We start from the raw sequence: 17,402 nt of genomic DNA on the forward strand, positions 1-17,402 counted from the left end.
TCAGGAATGAAAATACCGTACTATATTATGGATGCGGTATTTTTCAGAAGTCTTCATATTTAATGTGGAAATTCATAGTCAAACAAGGATTTCCACATGAAATATTCCACTTTTCATAGAGCAATTCACCTTATAGCCGAGATTTATTAGCGTATTTATTATAATCTTATTCTGTGGGGCTATTAGGGCAATATATCGAGAAATGCCGTGCTCTTTGCCGATATCAACTATTTTTTCCAATAACGATTTACCAAGTCCGCGATGCTGCCAGTCATCACGGACAATAACGGCAAGTTCTGTATTGTTGTCTTCAGCTGAATATGCGTAACGAGCTACTGCGATAATCTTTTCGTTACCATCTTCATTGATTGTTGCAACCAATGCAAATCCACTGATGTAATTAACGTGTGTAAGTTGGTAAAGTAGTTTTTCGGGCAAGGAATCAAGGGATCTTAAAAAACGTAAGTATTTAGAATTTGAGGATAGTTTCTCTATTAAATCAATGATCAGATCTCCATCGGTCACTTTTATAGGCCTAAGGATGACCACACTTCTGTCTTTAAGGGTAAGGTTGCTTTCATATTGTGCTGGATAATTTTCAGTGAAAGGCATCATATATTCCCTGAAATGGCTGTTTTCTATACCTATACTTACTACCAGAGAATCCATTATTGCAATTCACTGTAGTTAAAAGTACTTCTTGTTATCCAACTTACATTACAAATGTATCAGAAGTGACTCCTGACAAACAAATATATACTTCTCAGCAACAATTTCTCTTTATGTATCAACTTCTCGACCTACTGCGCAACTCCACTCACTGTATTTTCCTCAGTGGTGCAGGCATTTCTACACTATCAGGTATACCGGACTTTCGAGGAAGTAAGGGCATATACAAGGAGTTCGATGCGGACAAGATTTTTGATATTGATTACTTCCGCAAAGACCCTGCATATTTCTATACTCACGGGCGGGAATTCATTTATAACCTGGAAAATAAGGAGCCGAATCTAATTCACAAGGTTCTGGCAAAGCTGGAAGAGGAAGGTGTTGTAAAGTCCATCATCACTCAGAACATAGATATGCTGCATCAGAAGGCAGGTTCAAAGCGAGTCATAGAGATCCATGGTTCACCTGCACAGCACACCTGCCTGCATTGTGGCAGGAAATTCCCCTATGAGCTTATTTCTCCAATTGTACACGGACAGCAGGTTGTTCCAAAATGCAGTGGCTGTGGCGGCCTGGTAAAACCAGATATTATCTTTTTCGGTGAAATGCTGGATCAGAACGCGCTTCTGCAGGCATTTTCCGAAAGCTCGAAAGCTGACCTTATGGTAGTCATCGGTTCATCTCTTGTTGTGCATCCGGCAGCGTCTCTGCCTTTGAACACCGCAAAACATGGTGGCAGGCTGGTCATAATCAATAATATGCCTACGCCTCTTGATGAGTATGCTTATCTGAGATATTCAGACCTTGAAGAAGTCTTCAAGTATTTGGAAAAGGAAATGATGTGAGTAGTAGTAACATTTCAGTTAAAACAGATGGTGACCGGAATTATCCGGTCATTAATTAGTCTTCAGTTATCTCATCGTCTGTCCTAATGGCTGCGACCAGCTCCACAGGTGAGACGAAGATTCGACCATCACCGAACTTGCCGGTGCGGGCTGACTTACGGATGATATCTATAATGGGTCGGACATCTGCATCCTTCACCACCATATCGATCTCTATCTTGGGTATCATATCCACTTCTATCTTCTTACCTCTGTATTGCAGACAAATGCCCTTCTGAGCACCTCTACCCTTTACTTCGTATACAGTCATGGCAAAATACCCCTTCTCTGCAAGGGCAGCCTTGACATCGTTAAGCATTTCGGGGCGTATGATTGCATTGATCTTCTTCATTTAAATCACCTTATGCATTCACGGACTCGCCATGCTGTGAGATGTCTAATCCCACATATTCTTCTGCTTCGGTAACGCGCAGTCCCATAGTTTTGTCTACTATCTGTGCAAGGATATAAGTTACTACGAATGCATACGTTATGGCCACACCTGCATCCAGGGCCTGGATAAGGAATTGATGTACATTACCATATATCAGACCGTCAACACCTCCTACGGAAGCACTTGCAAATATTCCTGTAGCGAGGGCACCCCATAAACCGCCCATGCCGTGGACAGCCCAGGCATCAAGGCTTTCATCCAATCCCTTCTTTACACGGAACAGTAACATCTTGTAACAGAGTACTCCTGCGATACCACCAATTGCTATAGCTGACATTGGTCCGACAAATCCGGATGCTGGAGTTATTGCCACGAGTCCTGCTACGGCACCACTTACAATTCCCAGAGAACTTGGCTTTCCCTTTGCCCAGGAGGCAAGCATCCATGTTATAGCACCAGAGGCTGCAGAAATGTTGGTTACTACAAAAGCATTTGCTGCAATGCCGTTTGCTGCAAGAGCACTACCGCCGTTGAAAGCGAACCATCCGAACCACAGCAGAGCTGCACCAATCAAAGTGAGCGTGATATTCTCTGCTTCCATGCTGAACTTCCCAAACCCTGATCTCTTACCAATTACCATGGCCAGTGCAAGGGCTCCAAATCCTGAACTTATGTGTACTACAGTACCTCCTGCAAAGTCAAGAGCACCAAGCTTATGAGCCCAGCCTCCACCCCATGCCCAGTGAGCAAGTGGGTCGTATACAAGGGTAGTCCACAAAATTCCCAGTACTATAAATGAGCTGAACTTAATTCTTTCAGCAGTGGGTGATGTCAGAATAGCGAGAGTCACTGCAGCGAAAACCAACTGAAATGCCATGAATAGTATGTCAGGTATATTTACTGTGCCTGTTGCATCCAGGCCTACACCATTTAGTCCTATATATTGAAGGCTTCCTATAAATCCTGAAATATCGGACCCGAAGGCAAGTGAATAACCAACCACTACCCATTGAATAGTTACAATAGCGAATGCAATGAAAGACAATGCCATCATTGAAATTAAGTTCTTTTTTCTAACCATTCCGCCATAGAATAGCCCAACTCCAGGTGTCATTAACATTACCATGGCTGTACAAATAATTATAAAAGCCGTGTCCCCTGCGTCTATTGGCATTCTAGTTGCACCTCTGTATTTGGTGGCTGAATAGCATTGTTTTTTTCAAAGTTATCGATTCCATATCCGTTCTCCTTTCAATGTGTCTGTTTTTTACTGTAATCTACAGTGTGTAGCCGTATTCCTATGTTATTCTATTTATAATTTTTGATATGTCATTTTATCTGCACAATATAATATCAACGCGGAGTCAAAAATAGAGTTTGTCTATAGACTATAGAGGATGTCTATATACTATTTTGCCACAAAATAATATTTACTTATAACCATCAGATGTAGTCTTTCAACTTTGCAATACTCAGGTTATAATTAGAAGGCCAACTGCAAGTAAGGAGATAAATATTCAAATGAAAAATAGAAAATTTGCATCTATAAGATGCTAAAGAATATTATTAGTGATCTTCTTCCACTACTGTCTTTTTGAGGCAGATCTCAAAAACACCGTTTTTGCAAGTGGATACTGCAGTGTCAGGATCAACTGGCACGGGTAGTTCTACAAGTTTTGAAAATCCAAAGTTTGGAGCTATGACAACCAGTTCCAATTCATCTTTTGATGGAGAGAATTCGACATATTCTTCATCCACAGACAGTTCTGCGGTAACATATACAGCATCATCGGTTTCAAATACTTCTACCACAGGCTCTGCACTGTTGATATATATATCTCCTTCTTCTTCCTCATCTTCATCAGTGAAAGAGGAATGAGCTATCTTAAAACCCTGTATATCTGGCTTCTCGCCGACCTTTTGGAATATGGTATATCCATAAATAAAGGACTCACCAAGTTCATCAGCATCTTTAGAGAACATGGACAGCAGGTGCTGAATAAGCTGTTCGATGTCCATTATCGGGCTTTTATCAAAATCCTCATCGAAAGAATGCTTTTTCTTGTCGTCCATATAATTTCTCCTATGTAGGCTCTTAGCAAATCAGCTTTTTGCCCACTTTCCCCATTCGTTCTGTGCTATACGAACAAGTCATATATAAAGGTATACTTTCAGACGTGCCTTTACAAGTGTAAGTGCTGTACACCCCTATAATAATACATACCCCACTACAATAAACATGTTTCGCCTTTGAGACTCTGTAAATAAGAGTATATTCATAAACTGATATAGATACCTAACAGAAGAGTGGTCAGATGAGGATCGATACTAATCGTGCAGTCGAGCTTATAGATATTACAGATGATGTTTTAGCAGAAGTATATAAAAGCTCAATACAGAATGGAATATGCTTAGTAAGCACAACCCACACAACCACAGCTATAATAATCAATGAGAATGAGCCAGGTTTGCTTTCCGACATGTTCAATCTGCTCAACAAGCTAGTACCCCCCGGTGCAGGATACAATCATGATCCTATAGACAATAATGCTGATTCTCACCTTCGAGCCATGCTTTTAGGGTCCAGTGAAACAGTACCTATAGTAGACGGAAAACTCGTATTGGGCACATGGCAAAGAATATTCTTCGTTGAACTTGATGGACCGCGTCAGAGAAAGGTGCACATTACATTAGTTAAAAATGTAGGGTAATTTCCTAAGGTAGGATGTTGAAAGGGCAGGATTTGGAAGGACATTAACCATTTTATAACTTCATCTCAATTTACTGTAAATTGTACGATAAGGTCATGTTATTATATGGGTAAAGTCATAAAATTATATACGAACTTCACTCCACAGGAGAACAGTGCTAAACCAATCCCAACATAAAAGAATCCTATAAAATAACCCGGCAAAAGACTAAGTTTCCGGATAGTAATACCACCTAATATCATTATCAACATAATTAGGTATGATTTTTTATCAAAGAATTCCAAAAAAAACATTCTTGTTCTACTATCGCTATTTATTCTATTAGTGTGCTTGTCAACTAATCTAGAAAAGATAGACACATAAAAAACTAAAAATACTGAAGCAGCTAGCAGTATTTTAAAAGTAAACTGACCTTTGATCACAAAATATGGGAATCCTATTTTTATTACCATTAATCCAGCAAATATCCAAACGATGCCTGCAATTAAAATTAAATATTTATTCGGAATTGATAACTTTTTATTAAGATTATTACTCATATTTACTATTTACCTTGCATTCATTAAATAAAAGCTTATAGTATCAATAACTCTGTAAATCAGTCCCAAGGTACGGGGGATTCTCGTGGGGTAATCTCGTTGTAACCTCTGAATCACTCTAGTGGCTATAAATGGGAAGTTGCTATTATGTGCAACAATACGATGCCTAAGTGTATACATAGAATTACAGTAGTAAGCACACCCAGGTTGCGCAATGATCAAATAAACGTAAAAGTAAAAAAAAGTTTACTGCTTATTCAGCAGAATAATAACATCTCTTTGGTGAGATGACTTTTCCTTCTTCTTTCAAAGAGCTGATTATCTTGCTCACTTCTTTGCTGTCAATCCCTGTCATCTTTGCAACATCTCCAGGTCTTAGTGGCTTGCCAGCGTTCTTCATCGCTTCAAGGACAATCTGTGTATTATCGGTCATTGAATATCTCCATACTGTATATGTCAGCATACATTAAAAAATTAGGCTCTAGTTAAGGTAATAACAGATCTGTGTAGTCTCATATTGAACCTTTAGCTATTCTTTTATTGTGCTGTTTTATCTGAGGAAGCTTTGTATTGACCAGGGGAGAATATAAGCTCAAATCGTGCTCCTTCTCCCGGTAAGCCCGTTTCTCTTATTCCGATGCCGGTTATAGACAGTATCTCTTTTGATAAAAAAAGTCCGTATCCAGAAGTAGAATTCCCTTTCTTGAACAATTTACTTTTGTCCTTGATACCAATGCCATCGTCTTGGAATACTACCAATAATTTATCTTTTTCCTCCACAGTGGTGATTGTGAGATTACTGGCCTTGCTGTGTTTTATTACATTGTTGGCCAGATTATAGAACACTTTCTTTATCATCGGGTCCGTGAAGATCAAATAATCTTTTACGTCCATATGCATATTTATCAATGCCTTGTCCACTGGAACCATAGCACTGATAACAACTTCTCGGAGATTGACCCACTGAGGAGCATGAATTCCAACATCCTCATAATCTTTGGTGAACATAATATGCCTATCAATAGACCTCACACTCGCCTTCATCCTCTCCAACATCCTGAGTACTTCAGGGTTATCTATTCGTTCCATCACCAGGTATAGGTATCCTTCCATGATCATTACCTGATTAATTATATCGTGGCGTGTGATGGAACTTAGGAGGTTAAGCTTGCTGTTGATCTGTCTTAGAGCTTCGTACATCTTCTCTTTCTCGGTTATATCTTCAATTACACCATCCAAATAACTCAAGTTACCACTAGAATCATAGTTTGCTGAAAATGAAACAGAAGCCATGATATTGATTCCATCCCTGCGCTTGAAAATTATCTTTCGGTCCTTTATCTTACCTGTCTGCTTCAGCTCTCTCAATAGCTCAGAGCGTTCCTCAGGATAACGATAGATTTCTTCCACAGGTCTGTCCAGTAACTCTTTTTCATCATTGAATCCCAGCATCTTGTATGCTGTGGGGTTCGCCTGAATTATATGGCCTCCTTTCCAGGGTTCACTTCTGACAATACCGATATTGACATTTTCAACCAGTGTGCGATACTTTTCCTCGCTCTCTCTTAAAGCAGCTTCCTTCTTCTCCTTTTCTGTTATATCCTCAGCCACGCCGTCTAAGTAAATTACGTTACCATTAGAATCATACTGTGCTGAAAAAGTAATCGAACACAGCACTGGTGATCCATCCCTGCGCTTGAACATTACCTTGCGGTCCTTAATTTTGCCTGATTGTTTCAGCTCTCTCAGTAGCTCAGAACGTTCCTCAGGATGAAGATAGACTTGTTCCACAGGTATTTCCATAAGTTCTTTTTCATCATCGAATCCCAGCATCCTGCATAATGCCGGGTTCGTCTGAATAAAATGGCCGCCTTCCCATGGTTCACTCCTGAGAATGCCAATATTGACATTCTCAATCAGTGTGCGGTACTTTTCCTCACTTTCCTGCAATGCATGCATAGCTAAGCTTAACTGCCCGAGCTGTTCCTGTAGCTGAGGGTAATAGCTTTTCCTATGAGAAGTCTCTCCCAGCCCAATGATCTTTTTTCGCAGACTGTCCAGCCTGTGGTCTTCTTCAGAGTGCTCCATAATAAAGTCTCTCAATATCTTCTCTGGTCGCAGGACGGGGATTTGTGGCTAAACAGGGGTCCAGGAATGCATTCTCGCTGAGATATTTAATCTCCTCCTCTTTTACTCCCATGTTTGACAAACCTGGTTCTATTCCCAGCTGGCTGGTCATACTACGCAGTTCGCGTATAAGGCCCTCAATTCCTTTGTTCTCAGGTATCTCCTTTCCAGACATAGCAGCCTCAAGATCCCTATATTTGTCAGCCGCCGAGGAATAATTAAAGGCAGCAACATGTTCCAGAAGCTGAGCATTGCATTCGCCGTGTGGAGAGTCAAGATACCCTCCGAGACTATGAGCCATTGCATGCACTAAACCCAGGCTGGCGTTAGAAAATGCCAGACCTGCATACATACTTCCCAGCATGACTTTATCCCTGTACATGATGTTATCCGGATCTGCATATGCTTTTGGCAGATATTCGGCTAATAGTCTGGTAGCCTCTAAAGCATACATATCGGTCATGACAGAAGAGGCATTTGAAACATATGATTCAAAAGCGTGGCATAGAGCATCCATACCCGTAGCTGCTGTCAATTCTGGACTCATCGAAAGTGTAACTTCCGGATCAATTAACGCTAAGTCTGGTACCATAGTCTTGCTGATGATGGCAAACTTGCGCCTTTTTCTTTCATCAGTTATTATGGCAAACTGAGATACATCAGCAGAAGACCCTGCTGTTGTTGGTATACATATAAGCGGTGGCCCTGGAACAACTACCTCGTCCACTCCTTCCAGTTCCAGAACGTTGCAGCGGTTTGATACTACTGCACCAATTGCTTTGCCACAGTCCATCGGGCTGCCACCCCCTACAGCTACTATGAGGTCACATTTGTTCTCTACATAAAACTCTGCCCCTTGCATGACCTCTTGTGATCGCGGGTTTTGGGAAACTTTGTCATAGATCACTACTTCTAAACCTGCAGCCATTAGGTTATCAATTATTTCTCCTGCCCAGCCAGCTTTAATTACACCGGGATCAGTGACCAAAAATATATTTTGACCAGATAAACTGAGAATGTGTTGGTTTATGAGGCTTCTGGAACCATCACCCAATATAATCTCCGGTGCTACGAACTTACGGATGGGGAGTCCCTCATATAAGATATTGCTTATTGCTTTATTATCCCCTGTGGTCATTTTGATACCTCTCCCTATGAGTATCTATATATGTTTTTCAATGCACGATGCATCCCCTGTGCATTACTTTATATCCCCTTTTTATATTCAGCTATATTAATATAAAAGTATTATGTTGCACAACATTTTATAGATTCAATAAGTAACAATTTAAGTCATTCACTTTATTGCAAAGTAACAGAAAAAATATACAATAGTAATAATGTATTTGACATTATCATTTGAAGATGAATCTATTTGTACAAAGGCAGGGTAAAAGTAAAATTACTCCCTTTTCCGGGTTCGCTTTCGGCCCATATACTTCCACCATGAAGTTCAACAAGCTCTTTTGAAAGAGCAAGCCCAAGACCGGTGCCTTCGTATTTTCTTGCTTCTGAAGAATCCAGCTGCATGAACGGTGTGAAAAGTCTTTTTAATCCTTCCTTGGGAATACCAATGCCTGTATCAATTACGGAGATATGGACAAATTTCTCATTGGTACTTGTGTTAATTATTACATTTCCATCTTTTTCTGTAAATTTGATGGCATTGCTTGTAAGATTGAACAGAATTTGTTTTAGCTTTGCTCTATCAGCAAACACGTAGTTTTCTTCAGAATCTAGAGATATTTTGATATGTATCTCCTTTTTATCTGCAAGGTGTTTTATAGTAGAGTAGAGCTCCTTATATACTTCATCAAGAGCCACTTTTTCTTTATACAACTTCATTTTTCCAGACTCGATTTTGGAAATATCCAATATCTCGTTAATAATATTAAGTAAATGTTTTCCGCTCTGAGATATGTTATATATGTATTGGGATTGCTTATCGTTAATTTCTCCAGGGATTTCATCAAGTAGCATATCAGAAAATCCTATTATTGAGTTCAAAGGAGTTCGCAGCTCATGGCTCATATTTGCAAGGAACTCGCTTTTGATACGGTTTGCATTTTCTGCAGCTGCTTTTGCCCTTAACATCTCATCTTCGGTTTTTTTCTTCTCAGTAATATCCATACCTATTACAAGGAACCTGTTGCTAGGGGTCATTACGGCATTAACTTCCAGGTAGAACTCCTTTCCTTCCTTATTTATACAAGGAAACTCTCCTGATATTTTTCCTTCGTCTTGCAACACCTTGAATATTTCATCATAGTACTCTCTATTTAATGAATCCACTATATCAGAATAGTTCATTTTGAGCATTTCCTTTCTGGAATAGCCAGTAATTTTGCATGCTGCAGGGTTTACATCAACAAAATTCCCACCGAAATCCATTACAAAAATAGGAGAGGGAGATATGTTTACGTATGTTCTGTACTTTTCTTCACTTTCCTGCAATGCACGCATAGCTTGGCTTAACTCGTTGATTTGCTCTTTTAGCTGAGGGTAATAACTCTTCCGATGGGATGTATCACCCAATCCGATGATCCTTTTCCGCAGATCATCAAGCCTGCTGTCTTCTTCAGAGTGCGCCATAATAAAGTCTCTCGATATCTTCTCTGGTCGCAGGGCGGGGATTGGTGGCTAAACAAGGGTCTACGAATGCATTTTCACTGAGGAATTTTATGTCATCCTCTTTTAGTCCCATACTTGATAACCCGATCTTTATTCCTAACTGGTTGGTGATACTGCGCAGTTCGTGTATAAGGCCCGCAGGATCGCCTTCATTTGATGTCTTTTTTCCAGACATAGCAGCTTCAAGCTCCTTATATTTTTGAGCTGCATTGGGATAATTAAAGGCGACAACATGTTCCAGGAGCTGAGCGTTGCATTCTCCGTGTGGATAGTCCAGATAACCTCCAAGGCTGTGAGCCATAGAATGCACTAAGCCTAAGCTGGCGTTAGAAAATGCCAAACCTGCGTACATGCTCCCCAGCATGACTTTATCCCTATACATGATGTTATCAGGATCTGCATATGCTTTTGGCAGATACTCGGCTAATAATCTGGTAGCCTCTAGAGCATACATATCAGTTATAACAGAGGAAGCATTAGAAACGTATGATTCAAAAGCGTGACAAAGAGCATCTATTCCCGTCGCAGCAGTCAGTTTTGGGCTCATTGTAATGATTGTCTCAGGATCAATAATTGCAAGGTCCGGTAACATTGTCTTGCTAATTATGGAAAATTTGCTTTTCTTCTGTTCATCATTAATTATAGAGAATTGAGATACGTCAGCAGAGGAACCAGCTGTTGTAGGGACACATATTATAGGTGGAGCAGGCATAGCTACTTCGTCCACTCCTTCTAGTTCCAGAACGCTGCAATGGTTTGATACCACTGCGCCAATCGCTTTCCCGCAGTCCATTGGACTGCCACCACCTACGGCCACTACCAGATCGCAGTCGCTTTCAACATAAAGCTGCGCTCCTTGCATTACTTCTTCTGACCGAGGGTTCGGAGAAACCTTGTCATATATAATCACATCTAAACCTGCAGATGTGAGATTATCTGTTATCTCTCCAGCCCAGCCAGCTTTAATTACACCGGGATCAGTGACCAAAAATATATTTTGACCAGAGAGGCTGAGAACGTACTGGTTGATGAGGTTCCTGGAACCATCACCTAATATAATCTCTGGAGCTACAAACTTACGAATGGGAAAGCTTGCATGTGTGATATTGCTTATTTTTGTAGTATCCTCTCTGATATCTTTCATGCATTTCCTCATTTATAGTTTTTGAGAATTTTTAAAATACAAAAGATAATTTTTGTAATTTCTTATCTAACAGTCTACATTATAAGCTGCTATATAAATATAAAAGTATTTTGTTCATATGAACTATAAATATATGTTTCTATATCTTGTAGTCGACTACATTAATACTCATCTGATTTAATACTGATAATATTTTTTAAATATATATCAAAATTACAATTTCTGTTATTTATTGATATCTATTTATGGCAATCTGCATCTGGCTTACAAGTTCCTCTGGTCGCAGTGAGCCGATCAGTAATCTTTTTCCATTTTTGAATTCCAGTTGTACACCACGGTTACCACTTACATTGTATGCCATACCTTTCTTACCATAGCGTATCCCCCATCCTCCATATTCTTTCAGCGGAGAGTATTCCCGCACTTGATAAATGCTTATACTTTCGTATGGGTAGTGCCTGAATGAAAGGTGAAAAGGATAGAAGCGGACATATAATGCATCCTGCCTTACTTCAGTGATGAGTCTGAGTGAATACATGAAAAGAGGTAGTAATATGCCAAAAAGAACGAGTAGTATGGATATCCCTGTATCAGAAGTGGGATTAGTTCCATATGGCTTGTCAAATATCAACTGCTGTATGGCACCATACCACATCATGCTTGTAGGCACAAGGATCAGTAACCAGAGCCACCATTGGTTGAAACGCTGCTCTTCTCTGAAAAGGATGGTGTTTTTTCCATTCATAGCTTGATGGGAGTGAATCCAGAATATGTATCTTTTGGTAGCCTCTTTTATTAGAAGTTTTCAGGTTTCAGTATTTTTAGAAGCAGTTATAAGAATCAACATCTATTGTGTCTGATAAAATTTATACTTCGACGCATTAATATAACATTGCGCATTTATTCAGATAAACGAGTTGATTCAATAGATAATATTTCTTTAACCTAATTCTCAAAAAGGGGACAATTATGAATAAAACACATATCTACGGTATGTTGCTGTTCTTAGCAGGGATAGCAAGTGGTATGCTCATTACATGGCATGATCCTACAAATACACCTCAAGAACCTGCCTTATCCATTCCTCACATGACAGAAAGTATCGGTGAAAATATCACATATAAACTATTTTTGTACAACAGTGGAACCCAGGAAATGCATATAGTTAATGTTGAACCCATTTTTAATGAGGATATAGGGCAGATATTAACTAGTGATGACTTAAAAATCCCTGTTAATAAGATACTTCAGCCAGGATCTGCCATAGAGATATACGGCGCAGCAGATATCAATAATACTAACCTTACAAAAACAGACATCTTAGAAATAGAAACTGTTACAGAAGGGTTTAATGTAACCTCTGTGACCTCATGTATGCTTACTGAATACTGAGGTCACGATCAGATCATACTCCAAAGTGTTCTATCAGGGGATGTAGTAGAGTAAAAAGGCCAACAATAATGATTATTGAGCCACTTGCAAGAGGCAGTTTCTCCAGTTTGCTACTGCCTACATAGCTCTGCAGGAATCCACGACCTTTTACGAACAGCACTGATAGACATACTATTGATAGAGCCAGTCCAATGCTGAATATCAGTACGTAGATCAAACTATTGTACACTTGGTTAGTGGTAATACCCAATAGGAGCATAGCCAAGGCTGCAGGGCAGGGAATAAGACCAGTGGAGAGGCCAATGGCAATCACGCCTTTTCTGGTATCAATGTTGTGTGAGTGACTATGGTCATGATGGTGATAGTACCTGCGCAATATCCAGGCTCCTACAGCAATAAGTATGGCTCCTCCAATAAGGCTCATAATATCATGAGTGATATCCACATTCAGTGTATTTACAAGGTAAATAGATGCTACTCCTAAGGCTATTACTACGATCACATGAGAGAACACTACCGTAAGTCCCAGTGTTAAAGCATCCTTCAGGTTTGCATCTGTACCCATTACGAATACTGCCATTACAGACTTGCCATGACCAGGTTCAAGTGCGTGCAATGCTCCCAGCAAAAAAGCTGAGAGAATTAGTATGAAATTCATGTCGGAAAGCAATACCTCCGGCTCTGTCAATATGTTCATTCAACCGCCTCTGTGAAAATACTTAGTTCAAGTTAATGCATGTAATACTTGATGTTACTATATGTCCGTTTCAGTATATATGCATTATCACTAATTATGTTACAATACTATGTAAAAGTAACACCAACTCGTTTTGCTCTAAATATCTTCGAACAGCAACATGAAAATAAAGAAAAGCAAAAAGAAAATAGGAACAAAAAATTCCAAAATTAAAATTAGGTACAATGGAAATTATTCACACCATCTTTGTAGTCTCTGTCTGGCGTGGAGCCTTGATCACAAGGAAACGGAAGTTATCTGTACCTTCGTTCATCAGCCTGTGTGGTATCTTTGCAGGACTTTCGATAAGCATGTCCTTTGACACTTTTTCCTGCTCCTCTCCAATCTCCACGATACCTTCTCCTTCAAGGATGTAAAAACATACATCTGTTGGTGTGGAGTGCTTCTTCAGGCTTTCTCCCGGTTTAAGCTCCATGTGCATTATCTGGGCGTGTTCCGTATCGTATAATTTGTTCACAGAAACACCATGAGGATTCTCATGTTTGCTGGCCTTCTTTACGTCAATTATTTTCATGATCTATCACCCTAAAAGGTTTAGAGAAGGACTTTCATGTCCTCTCCAACAGTTGTGTTTGGCATGATGTTAAAGTTTTGCACCAGTACATTAAGCACATTTGGTGATACAAATGCCGGCAGCTTTGGTCCAAGCATAATGTTCTTTACTCCCAGGCTTAGCAGTGCAAGCAGTACAAGCACAGCTTTCTGTTCATACCATGCGATATTGTAAGCTACTGGCAGGTCGTTTATGTCCTTCAGTCCAAACGCCTCCGCAAGTTTCTGGGCAATGACAACCAGTGAGTAGCAATCGTTACATTGTCCGGCATCAATTACTCGTGGGATACCGCCTATATCTCCCAGATCCAGTTTGTTGTAGCGGTACTTTGCACAACCCGCTGTCAGGATCACAGTATCCTTTGGCAGAGCCGTTGCAAATTCGGTGTAGTAGTCCCTTTCCTTATGCCTGCCATCACATCCGGCCATTACGACGAACTTCTTGATCTGTCCTGCTTTCACTGCCTCTATAATCTTATCAGCAACTGAGAGGGCTGATACATGTGCAAATCCTCCCATGATAGTGCCTTCTTCAAGCTGTGTGGGCGATTTACACTGCTTTGCCTGTTCAATGATCACAGAGAAATCCTTTGTTCCATCTTTATTTGCAGTTATATGTTTGACACCATCGAATCCTACAATACCTGTTGTGTAGATGCGATCAAGGTAAGACTCCTTTGGAGGCACGATACAGTTCGTGGTCATGAGTATAGGACCATTGAATTTCTCGAACTCTTCTTTCTGTTTCCACCAGGAACCGCCATAATTTCCAACAAAGTTGTCATATTTCTTGAAAGCCGGATATGAGTTTGCAGGCAGCATCTCTCCATGAGTATATACATCTACACCAGTACCCTGGGTTTGTTTGAGGAGCTGCTCCAGGTCACGTAGATCATGCCCACTGATAAGTATTCCCGGCTTATCATGCACTCCTATGTTCACAGCTGTTGGCTCAGGGTTTCCATAGGTGGTTGTGTTTGCTTTGTCAAGCAAAGCAAGGGTAGTAACACCCATTGATCCACATTCCAGCACCAGAGGAACAAGTTCCGCTACACCCATGTTATCGTCCATTGTTGCCAGCAGGGCCTTCTCTATAAATGCGGATATATTATCATCTTTATATCCGAGAACGTTTGCATGGTGGGCATAGGCTGCCATGCCTTTAAGACCATAGATTAGCAATTCCCTGAGGGAGCGTATGTCCTCATTCTCTGTTGCAAGTATGCCTGTATTTATATTGACCAGGCTGTCAGCAGTGACTTTTGCCACAAGGGGCAATGGCTCTCCGGCTTTCGGACTGGCACCCAGTAACTTCTCTTTAATCCATCTTGGGAAGGATGAACCAGATTTCTCGTCAATGACCTTTGCACTAAGGAGTTTCTTTTTTATTCCATCCTTTATTTCAAAGCCTTCATTGATGAAGGATTCAATGTCAGCCTTACAGAAGTTGGTATTTGTAACAGTTGCAAAAAGTGCGTCAAGCATGAACTCATCGGTCTTCTCATCATTGAGTTTATTTGCCCTGGCTTTTGAGTTATAGAATGCGATGCTCTTCAGAACGTACATCAAGTCATCCTGAAGATCAGCAACATCTTCTTTCTTTCCACAGACGCCGTTCTTAGTACAGCCTGTTCCATTAAGAGTTTCTTCGCACTGGTAACAAAACATATTTTCACCTTGCCTTATTTGGTATCCTTTTGATACTAGTATATTGGATATACTATCATATAAGTCGGGCAGTTTCCAAGTGGATACTCTCAAGTTCTTTATGAGGATTAATAGATAGAAAAAAGAAAGGTATGAAGGATAGGTTGCATTTAGAATTCCCGTCGGTCTATAAGTGAAAACGAACTGCATCTCAGTTTTACAGCGATGGCAGCCTATCCTATTTTTATTTAACTTATTTAAGCCGGAAAATTATACTGCATCAAAGAACTTGACTGCAAAGTCACAGAACTTGATGATAACATCTTTGTCCAGCTCAAACTCCTTCCTGTTACCAAGATAGTTACGGGAAGATGGAGTGATCTCCTTACCCTCTTTCAGTTCCTGGTAAGTTATGCATTTAATATGTTTCTTCGATATCACAATAAAGTAGCAGTTCTCATACGGATAATCCGAACCAACGTCATCGAGTTTAAAACTCTCATTTTTCCTGAATTTGACATCAGTAAAATAAACTTTCCCACTGTTTTGGTCCTGTATCACGAGATCAGGCATCTTTTTGATATTTGCTGCAACATCACCACGGACACCTTTTAGAAGTTGCATCGCTCCAGGAACAGTGTTCATCATATTGTATCTGAAGACACTGTATCCTAAGTACGTGAACAGTTCGTCAACGAGAGTTTCGGCAATCCTTCCTTTGATCATATTTTCAATGAAGATACTTTCTTTCTCAGAAATGGTACTTTTATTGACATCATTTTCATGATTTGAACAGGTGTTCTCAGAAACATCATTATCCAAGTTGTCCTGAAGTCTCTGGTGTTCTCTGCAAAGAGGACGCTCAAACCTGTTAAGAGAATAGTTGTATTCTGCTTCTGTGATCTCAGTGCTGCATTCTGTACAAATGTTTTTCATTTTGATACACCTCAAATAATTAGCGCACGTATAAATATATTAATTGTATTTTAATTTTGCCCAGTATAAAATGGAGATTACATTCAAAAGAAGTATCACAAATCTTCGGTATGATTGTTTCAAAGATGTAATGCTAAGAATGGAAGATAAACAAAAGTGACATCAAATTACTTAACTAGTGAAGCCAACTGCATGAATATTGTGTCGGTTGTTCATGGGCTATGATAGGCGTTGTCCTCTGGGCAAGGATATGGATAGTAGTGAGTGTTGTTGTGCAGGACAAACAGATCTTGTTATAAGTGAAACACAGAGGGAATCTAATTTTTTGATTTTCGATAGTAAAGGTCAAAAATTTAATCAAGTAAAACCTCAAAATAATGTTAGATAACAGAATTAATCTCATTAATACGGGCTGGTTCTCTAACAAATCCAGCCCTTCACTCTATTATTTCTTGAGCAATAGCCGTTCATCGATTGGATAATAGGCCGTAGCTGCATCAATTAGTTCTACAGCAGTGTTTTTAGGGAAAGCATGCACTTCTACTCTCACACCTGCAGCCTTGAGGTGATTTACAAGAGCAGTAAAATCCCCATCACCTGTGACCAGCACAACGGTATCAACTTTAGTAGATATGGATATGGCATCAATGGCTATTCCCATATCCCAGTCCCCTTTAGTTGAGCCGTCAGGTCTTGATTTTAATTGTTTTGTCTTTACTTCCCACCCAATGTGTTCTATTACTGACTTAAAACCAGACTGATCTATTTCCTTTGTTTCCACAACATAAGCCACTGCACGGATAAGCTGCCTTTCCCTCACTACAGCACTTAATAATTTTCCGAAATCCAATTTTTTTTCATAATAATTTCTGGCCGAGTAGAACATATTCTGCACATCTGCGAATACGGCCAACCTTTGACTTTTGAATATATGATCTTGATTATCCTGATCGTCTGAACCCATTTAATTCACCTATCCCTTTTTAAAAAAGCACTCAAATTATTTTAATTTTAGTATT

At 39.9% G+C, this 17,402-nt stretch carries 19 protein-coding genes; 3 read left to right on the forward strand and 16 right to left on the reverse strand.

Going from position 1 to position 17,402, the window contains the following annotated elements; all coding sequences use genetic code 11:
• Window positions 1–78: 78 nt before the first annotated feature.
• Window positions 79–669, reverse strand: a complete 591-nt coding sequence (locus tag ACC612_RS05950) for an N-acetyltransferase family protein (protein WP_371853576.1) — start codon at window positions 667–669, stop codon at window positions 79–81.
• A gap of 113 nt (window positions 670–782) precedes the next feature.
• Between ACC612_RS05950 and ACC612_RS05955 the strand changes: the two genes are divergently transcribed.
• Window positions 783–1,514: an NAD-dependent deacetylase gene (locus ACC612_RS05955; protein WP_371853577.1), complete on the forward strand. Its 732-nt coding sequence runs from the start codon at window positions 783–785 to the stop codon at window positions 1,512–1,514.
• A 55-nt stretch (window positions 1,515–1,569) separates the two neighbouring features.
• On the opposite strand, the gene ACC612_RS05960 is transcribed toward ACC612_RS05955, so the two are convergent.
• The 3 genes from ACC612_RS05960 to ACC612_RS05970 all read right to left on the reverse strand — a co-directional run bounded on the left by ACC612_RS05960 (window position 1,570) and on the right by ACC612_RS05970 (window position 4,020).
• On the reverse strand, window positions 1,570–1,905 hold the full coding sequence (locus ACC612_RS05960; RefSeq protein ID WP_371853578.1) for a P-II family nitrogen regulator: 336 nt from the start codon (window positions 1,903–1,905) through the stop codon (window positions 1,570–1,572).
• Window positions 1,906–1,915: 10 nt separating this feature from the next.
• The gene (locus ACC612_RS05965; RefSeq protein ID WP_371853579.1) at window positions 1,916–3,121 is read right to left on the reverse strand and encodes an ammonium transporter; all 1,206 of its coding nucleotides are present in this window, start codon (window positions 3,119–3,121) and stop codon (window positions 1,916–1,918) included.
• A gap of 392 nt (window positions 3,122–3,513) precedes the next feature.
• Window positions 3,514–4,020: an Hsp20/alpha crystallin family protein gene (locus ACC612_RS05970; RefSeq protein ID WP_371853580.1), complete on the reverse strand. Its 507-nt coding sequence runs from the start codon at window positions 4,018–4,020 to the stop codon at window positions 3,514–3,516.
• A gap of 242 nt (window positions 4,021–4,262) precedes the next feature.
• Here ACC612_RS05970 and ACC612_RS05975 point away from each other — a divergent pair, with 242 nt between their 5' ends.
• Window positions 4,263–4,658 carry a secondary thiamine-phosphate synthase enzyme YjbQ gene (locus tag ACC612_RS05975; protein ID WP_371853581.1) on the forward strand — a complete coding sequence of 132 codons (396 nt, stop codon included), beginning with the start codon at window positions 4,263–4,265 and terminating at the stop codon, window positions 4,656–4,658.
• Between the two features lie 101 nt (window positions 4,659–4,759).
• Here ACC612_RS05975 and ACC612_RS05980 read toward each other — a convergent pair whose 3' ends face one another.
• The 7 genes from ACC612_RS05980 to ACC612_RS06010 form a co-directional block, all read right to left on the reverse strand.
• Window positions 4,760–5,197, reverse strand: coding sequence for a hypothetical protein (locus ACC612_RS05980; RefSeq protein WP_371853582.1), 438 nt, complete (start codon window positions 5,195–5,197; stop codon window positions 4,760–4,762).
• Window positions 5,198–5,450: 253 nt separating this feature from the next.
• A complete protein-coding gene (locus ACC612_RS05985; protein WP_370572576.1) occupies window positions 5,451–5,630 on the reverse strand; it encodes a transcriptional regulator in 180 nt (59 codons plus the stop codon).
• Between the two features lie 104 nt (window positions 5,631–5,734).
• On the reverse strand, window positions 5,735–7,285 hold the full coding sequence (locus ACC612_RS05990) for a PAS domain S-box protein (RefSeq protein ID WP_371853583.1): 1,551 nt from the start codon (window positions 7,283–7,285) through the stop codon (window positions 5,735–5,737).
• Window positions 7,272–8,462 (reverse strand): alcohol dehydrogenase-like regulatory protein ErcA, encoded by a 1,191-nt coding sequence (gene ercA, locus ACC612_RS05995; protein ID WP_371853584.1) that lies wholly within the window; start codon window positions 8,460–8,462, stop codon window positions 7,272–7,274. The genes ACC612_RS05990 and ercA overlap by 14 nt, the downstream gene beginning before the upstream one ends.
• A 233-nt stretch (window positions 8,463–8,695) precedes the next feature.
• The gene (locus ACC612_RS06000) at window positions 8,696–9,916 is read right to left on the reverse strand and encodes a PAS domain-containing sensor histidine kinase (protein ID WP_371853585.1); all 1,221 of its coding nucleotides are present in this window, start codon (window positions 9,914–9,916) and stop codon (window positions 8,696–8,698) included.
• Complete coding sequence (locus ACC612_RS06005; protein WP_371853586.1) at window positions 9,903–11,099, reverse strand: iron-containing alcohol dehydrogenase; 1,197 nt, start codon at window positions 11,097–11,099, stop codon at window positions 9,903–9,905. Before ACC612_RS06005 ends, ACC612_RS06000 begins: the two co-directional genes overlap by 14 nt.
• A gap of 229 nt (window positions 11,100–11,328) precedes the next feature.
• The gene (locus ACC612_RS06010; protein ID WP_371853587.1) at window positions 11,329–11,844 is read right to left on the reverse strand and encodes a DUF6141 family protein; all 516 of its coding nucleotides are present in this window, start codon (window positions 11,842–11,844) and stop codon (window positions 11,329–11,331) included.
• Window positions 11,845–12,068: 224 nt separating this feature from the next.
• Here ACC612_RS06010 and ACC612_RS06015 point away from each other — a divergent pair, with 224 nt between their 5' ends.
• Window positions 12,069–12,491, forward strand: coding sequence for a hypothetical protein (locus tag ACC612_RS06015; RefSeq protein ID WP_371853588.1), 423 nt, complete (start codon window positions 12,069–12,071; stop codon window positions 12,489–12,491).
• Window positions 12,492–12,504: 13 nt separating this feature from the next.
• Here the strand turns inward: ACC612_RS06015 and ACC612_RS06020 are convergent, their stop codons facing one another.
• The 5 genes from ACC612_RS06020 to ACC612_RS06040 all read right to left on the reverse strand — a co-directional run bounded on the left by ACC612_RS06020 (window position 12,505) and on the right by ACC612_RS06040 (window position 17,347).
• Entirely contained in the window at window positions 12,505–13,188 is a 684-nt protein-coding gene (locus tag ACC612_RS06020; protein WP_371853589.1) for a sulfite exporter TauE/SafE family protein, read from the reverse strand.
• Window positions 13,189–13,423: 235 nt separating this feature from the next.
• On the reverse strand, window positions 13,424–13,762 hold the full coding sequence (locus ACC612_RS06025; RefSeq protein WP_371853590.1) for a cupin domain-containing protein: 339 nt from the start codon (window positions 13,760–13,762) through the stop codon (window positions 13,424–13,426).
• Between the two features lie 20 nt (window positions 13,763–13,782).
• On the reverse strand, window positions 13,783–15,468 hold the full coding sequence (gene hcp / locus ACC612_RS06030) for a hydroxylamine reductase (RefSeq protein ID WP_371853591.1): 1,686 nt from the start codon (window positions 15,466–15,468) through the stop codon (window positions 13,783–13,785).
• Window positions 15,469–15,717: 249 nt separating this feature from the next.
• Window positions 15,718–16,383: a hypothetical protein gene (locus tag ACC612_RS06035; RefSeq protein ID WP_371853592.1), complete on the reverse strand. Its 666-nt coding sequence runs from the start codon at window positions 16,381–16,383 to the stop codon at window positions 15,718–15,720.
• A 445-nt stretch (window positions 16,384–16,828) separates the two neighbouring features.
• On the reverse strand, window positions 16,829–17,347 hold the full coding sequence (locus ACC612_RS06040; protein ID WP_371853593.1) for an NYN domain-containing protein: 519 nt from the start codon (window positions 17,345–17,347) through the stop codon (window positions 16,829–16,831).
• Window positions 17,348–17,402 lie beyond the last annotated feature (55 nt).

Source organism: Methanomethylovorans sp. (assembly GCF_041447285.1).
Taxonomy (GTDB): domain Archaea; phylum Halobacteriota; class Methanosarcinia; order Methanosarcinales; family Methanosarcinaceae; genus Methanomethylovorans.

What these genes read in the sequence shown, in the direction of transcription:
- ACC612_RS05980 (WP_371853582.1), bottom strand. Translation starts at nt 5,197, where the DNA reads ATGAGTAATAATCTTAATAAAAAGTTATCAATTCCGAATAAATATTTA.
- ACC612_RS05955 (WP_371853577.1), top strand. Translation starts at nt 783, where the DNA reads ATGTATCAACTTCTCGACCTACTGCGCAACTCCACTCACTGTATTTTC.
- ercA (WP_371853584.1), bottom strand. Translation starts at nt 8,462, where the DNA reads ATGACCACAGGGGATAATAAAGCAATAAGCAATATCTTATATGAGGGA.
- ACC612_RS06020 (WP_371853589.1), bottom strand. Translation starts at nt 13,188, where the DNA reads ATGAACATATTGACAGAGCCGGAGGTATTGCTTTCCGACATGAATTTC.
- ACC612_RS05960 (WP_371853578.1), bottom strand. Translation starts at nt 1,905, where the DNA reads ATGAAGAAGATCAATGCAATCATACGCCCCGAAATGCTTAACGATGTC.
- ACC612_RS06000 (WP_371853585.1), bottom strand. Translation starts at nt 9,916, where the DNA reads ATGGCGCACTCTGAAGAAGACAGCAGGCTTGATGATCTGCGGAAAAGG.
- ACC612_RS06015 (WP_371853588.1), top strand. Translation starts at nt 12,069, where the DNA reads ATGAATAAAACACATATCTACGGTATGTTGCTGTTCTTAGCAGGGATA.
- ACC612_RS06025 (WP_371853590.1), bottom strand. Translation starts at nt 13,762, where the DNA reads ATGAAAATAATTGACGTAAAGAAGGCCAGCAAACATGAGAATCCTCAT.
- ACC612_RS06035 (WP_371853592.1), bottom strand. Translation starts at nt 16,383, where the DNA reads ATGAAAAACATTTGTACAGAATGCAGCACTGAGATCACAGAAGCAGAA.
- ACC612_RS05950 (WP_371853576.1), bottom strand. Translation starts at nt 669, where the DNA reads ATGGATTCTCTGGTAGTAAGTATAGGTATAGAAAACAGCCATTTCAGG.
- ACC612_RS06040 (WP_371853593.1), bottom strand. Translation starts at nt 17,347, where the DNA reads ATGGGTTCAGACGATCAGGATAATCAAGATCATATATTCAAAAGTCAA.
- ACC612_RS05970 (WP_371853580.1), bottom strand. Translation starts at nt 4,020, where the DNA reads ATGGACGACAAGAAAAAGCATTCTTTCGATGAGGATTTTGATAAAAGC.
- ACC612_RS05985 (WP_370572576.1), bottom strand. Translation starts at nt 5,630, where the DNA reads ATGACCGATAATACACAGATTGTCCTTGAAGCGATGAAGAACGCTGGC.
- hcp (WP_371853591.1), bottom strand. Translation starts at nt 15,468, where the DNA reads ATGTTTTGTTACCAGTGCGAAGAAACTCTTAATGGAACAGGCTGTACT.
- ACC612_RS05965 (WP_371853579.1), bottom strand. Translation starts at nt 3,121, where the DNA reads ATGCCAATAGACGCAGGGGACACGGCTTTTATAATTATTTGTACAGCC.
- ACC612_RS05975 (WP_371853581.1), top strand. Translation starts at nt 4,263, where the DNA reads ATGAGGATCGATACTAATCGTGCAGTCGAGCTTATAGATATTACAGAT.
- ACC612_RS05990 (WP_371853583.1), bottom strand. Translation starts at nt 7,285, where the DNA reads ATGGAGCACTCTGAAGAAGACCACAGGCTGGACAGTCTGCGAAAAAAG.
- ACC612_RS06005 (WP_371853586.1), bottom strand. Translation starts at nt 11,099, where the DNA reads ATGAAAGATATCAGAGAGGATACTACAAAAATAAGCAATATCACACAT.
- ACC612_RS06010 (WP_371853587.1), bottom strand. Translation starts at nt 11,844, where the DNA reads ATGAATGGAAAAAACACCATCCTTTTCAGAGAAGAGCAGCGTTTCAAC.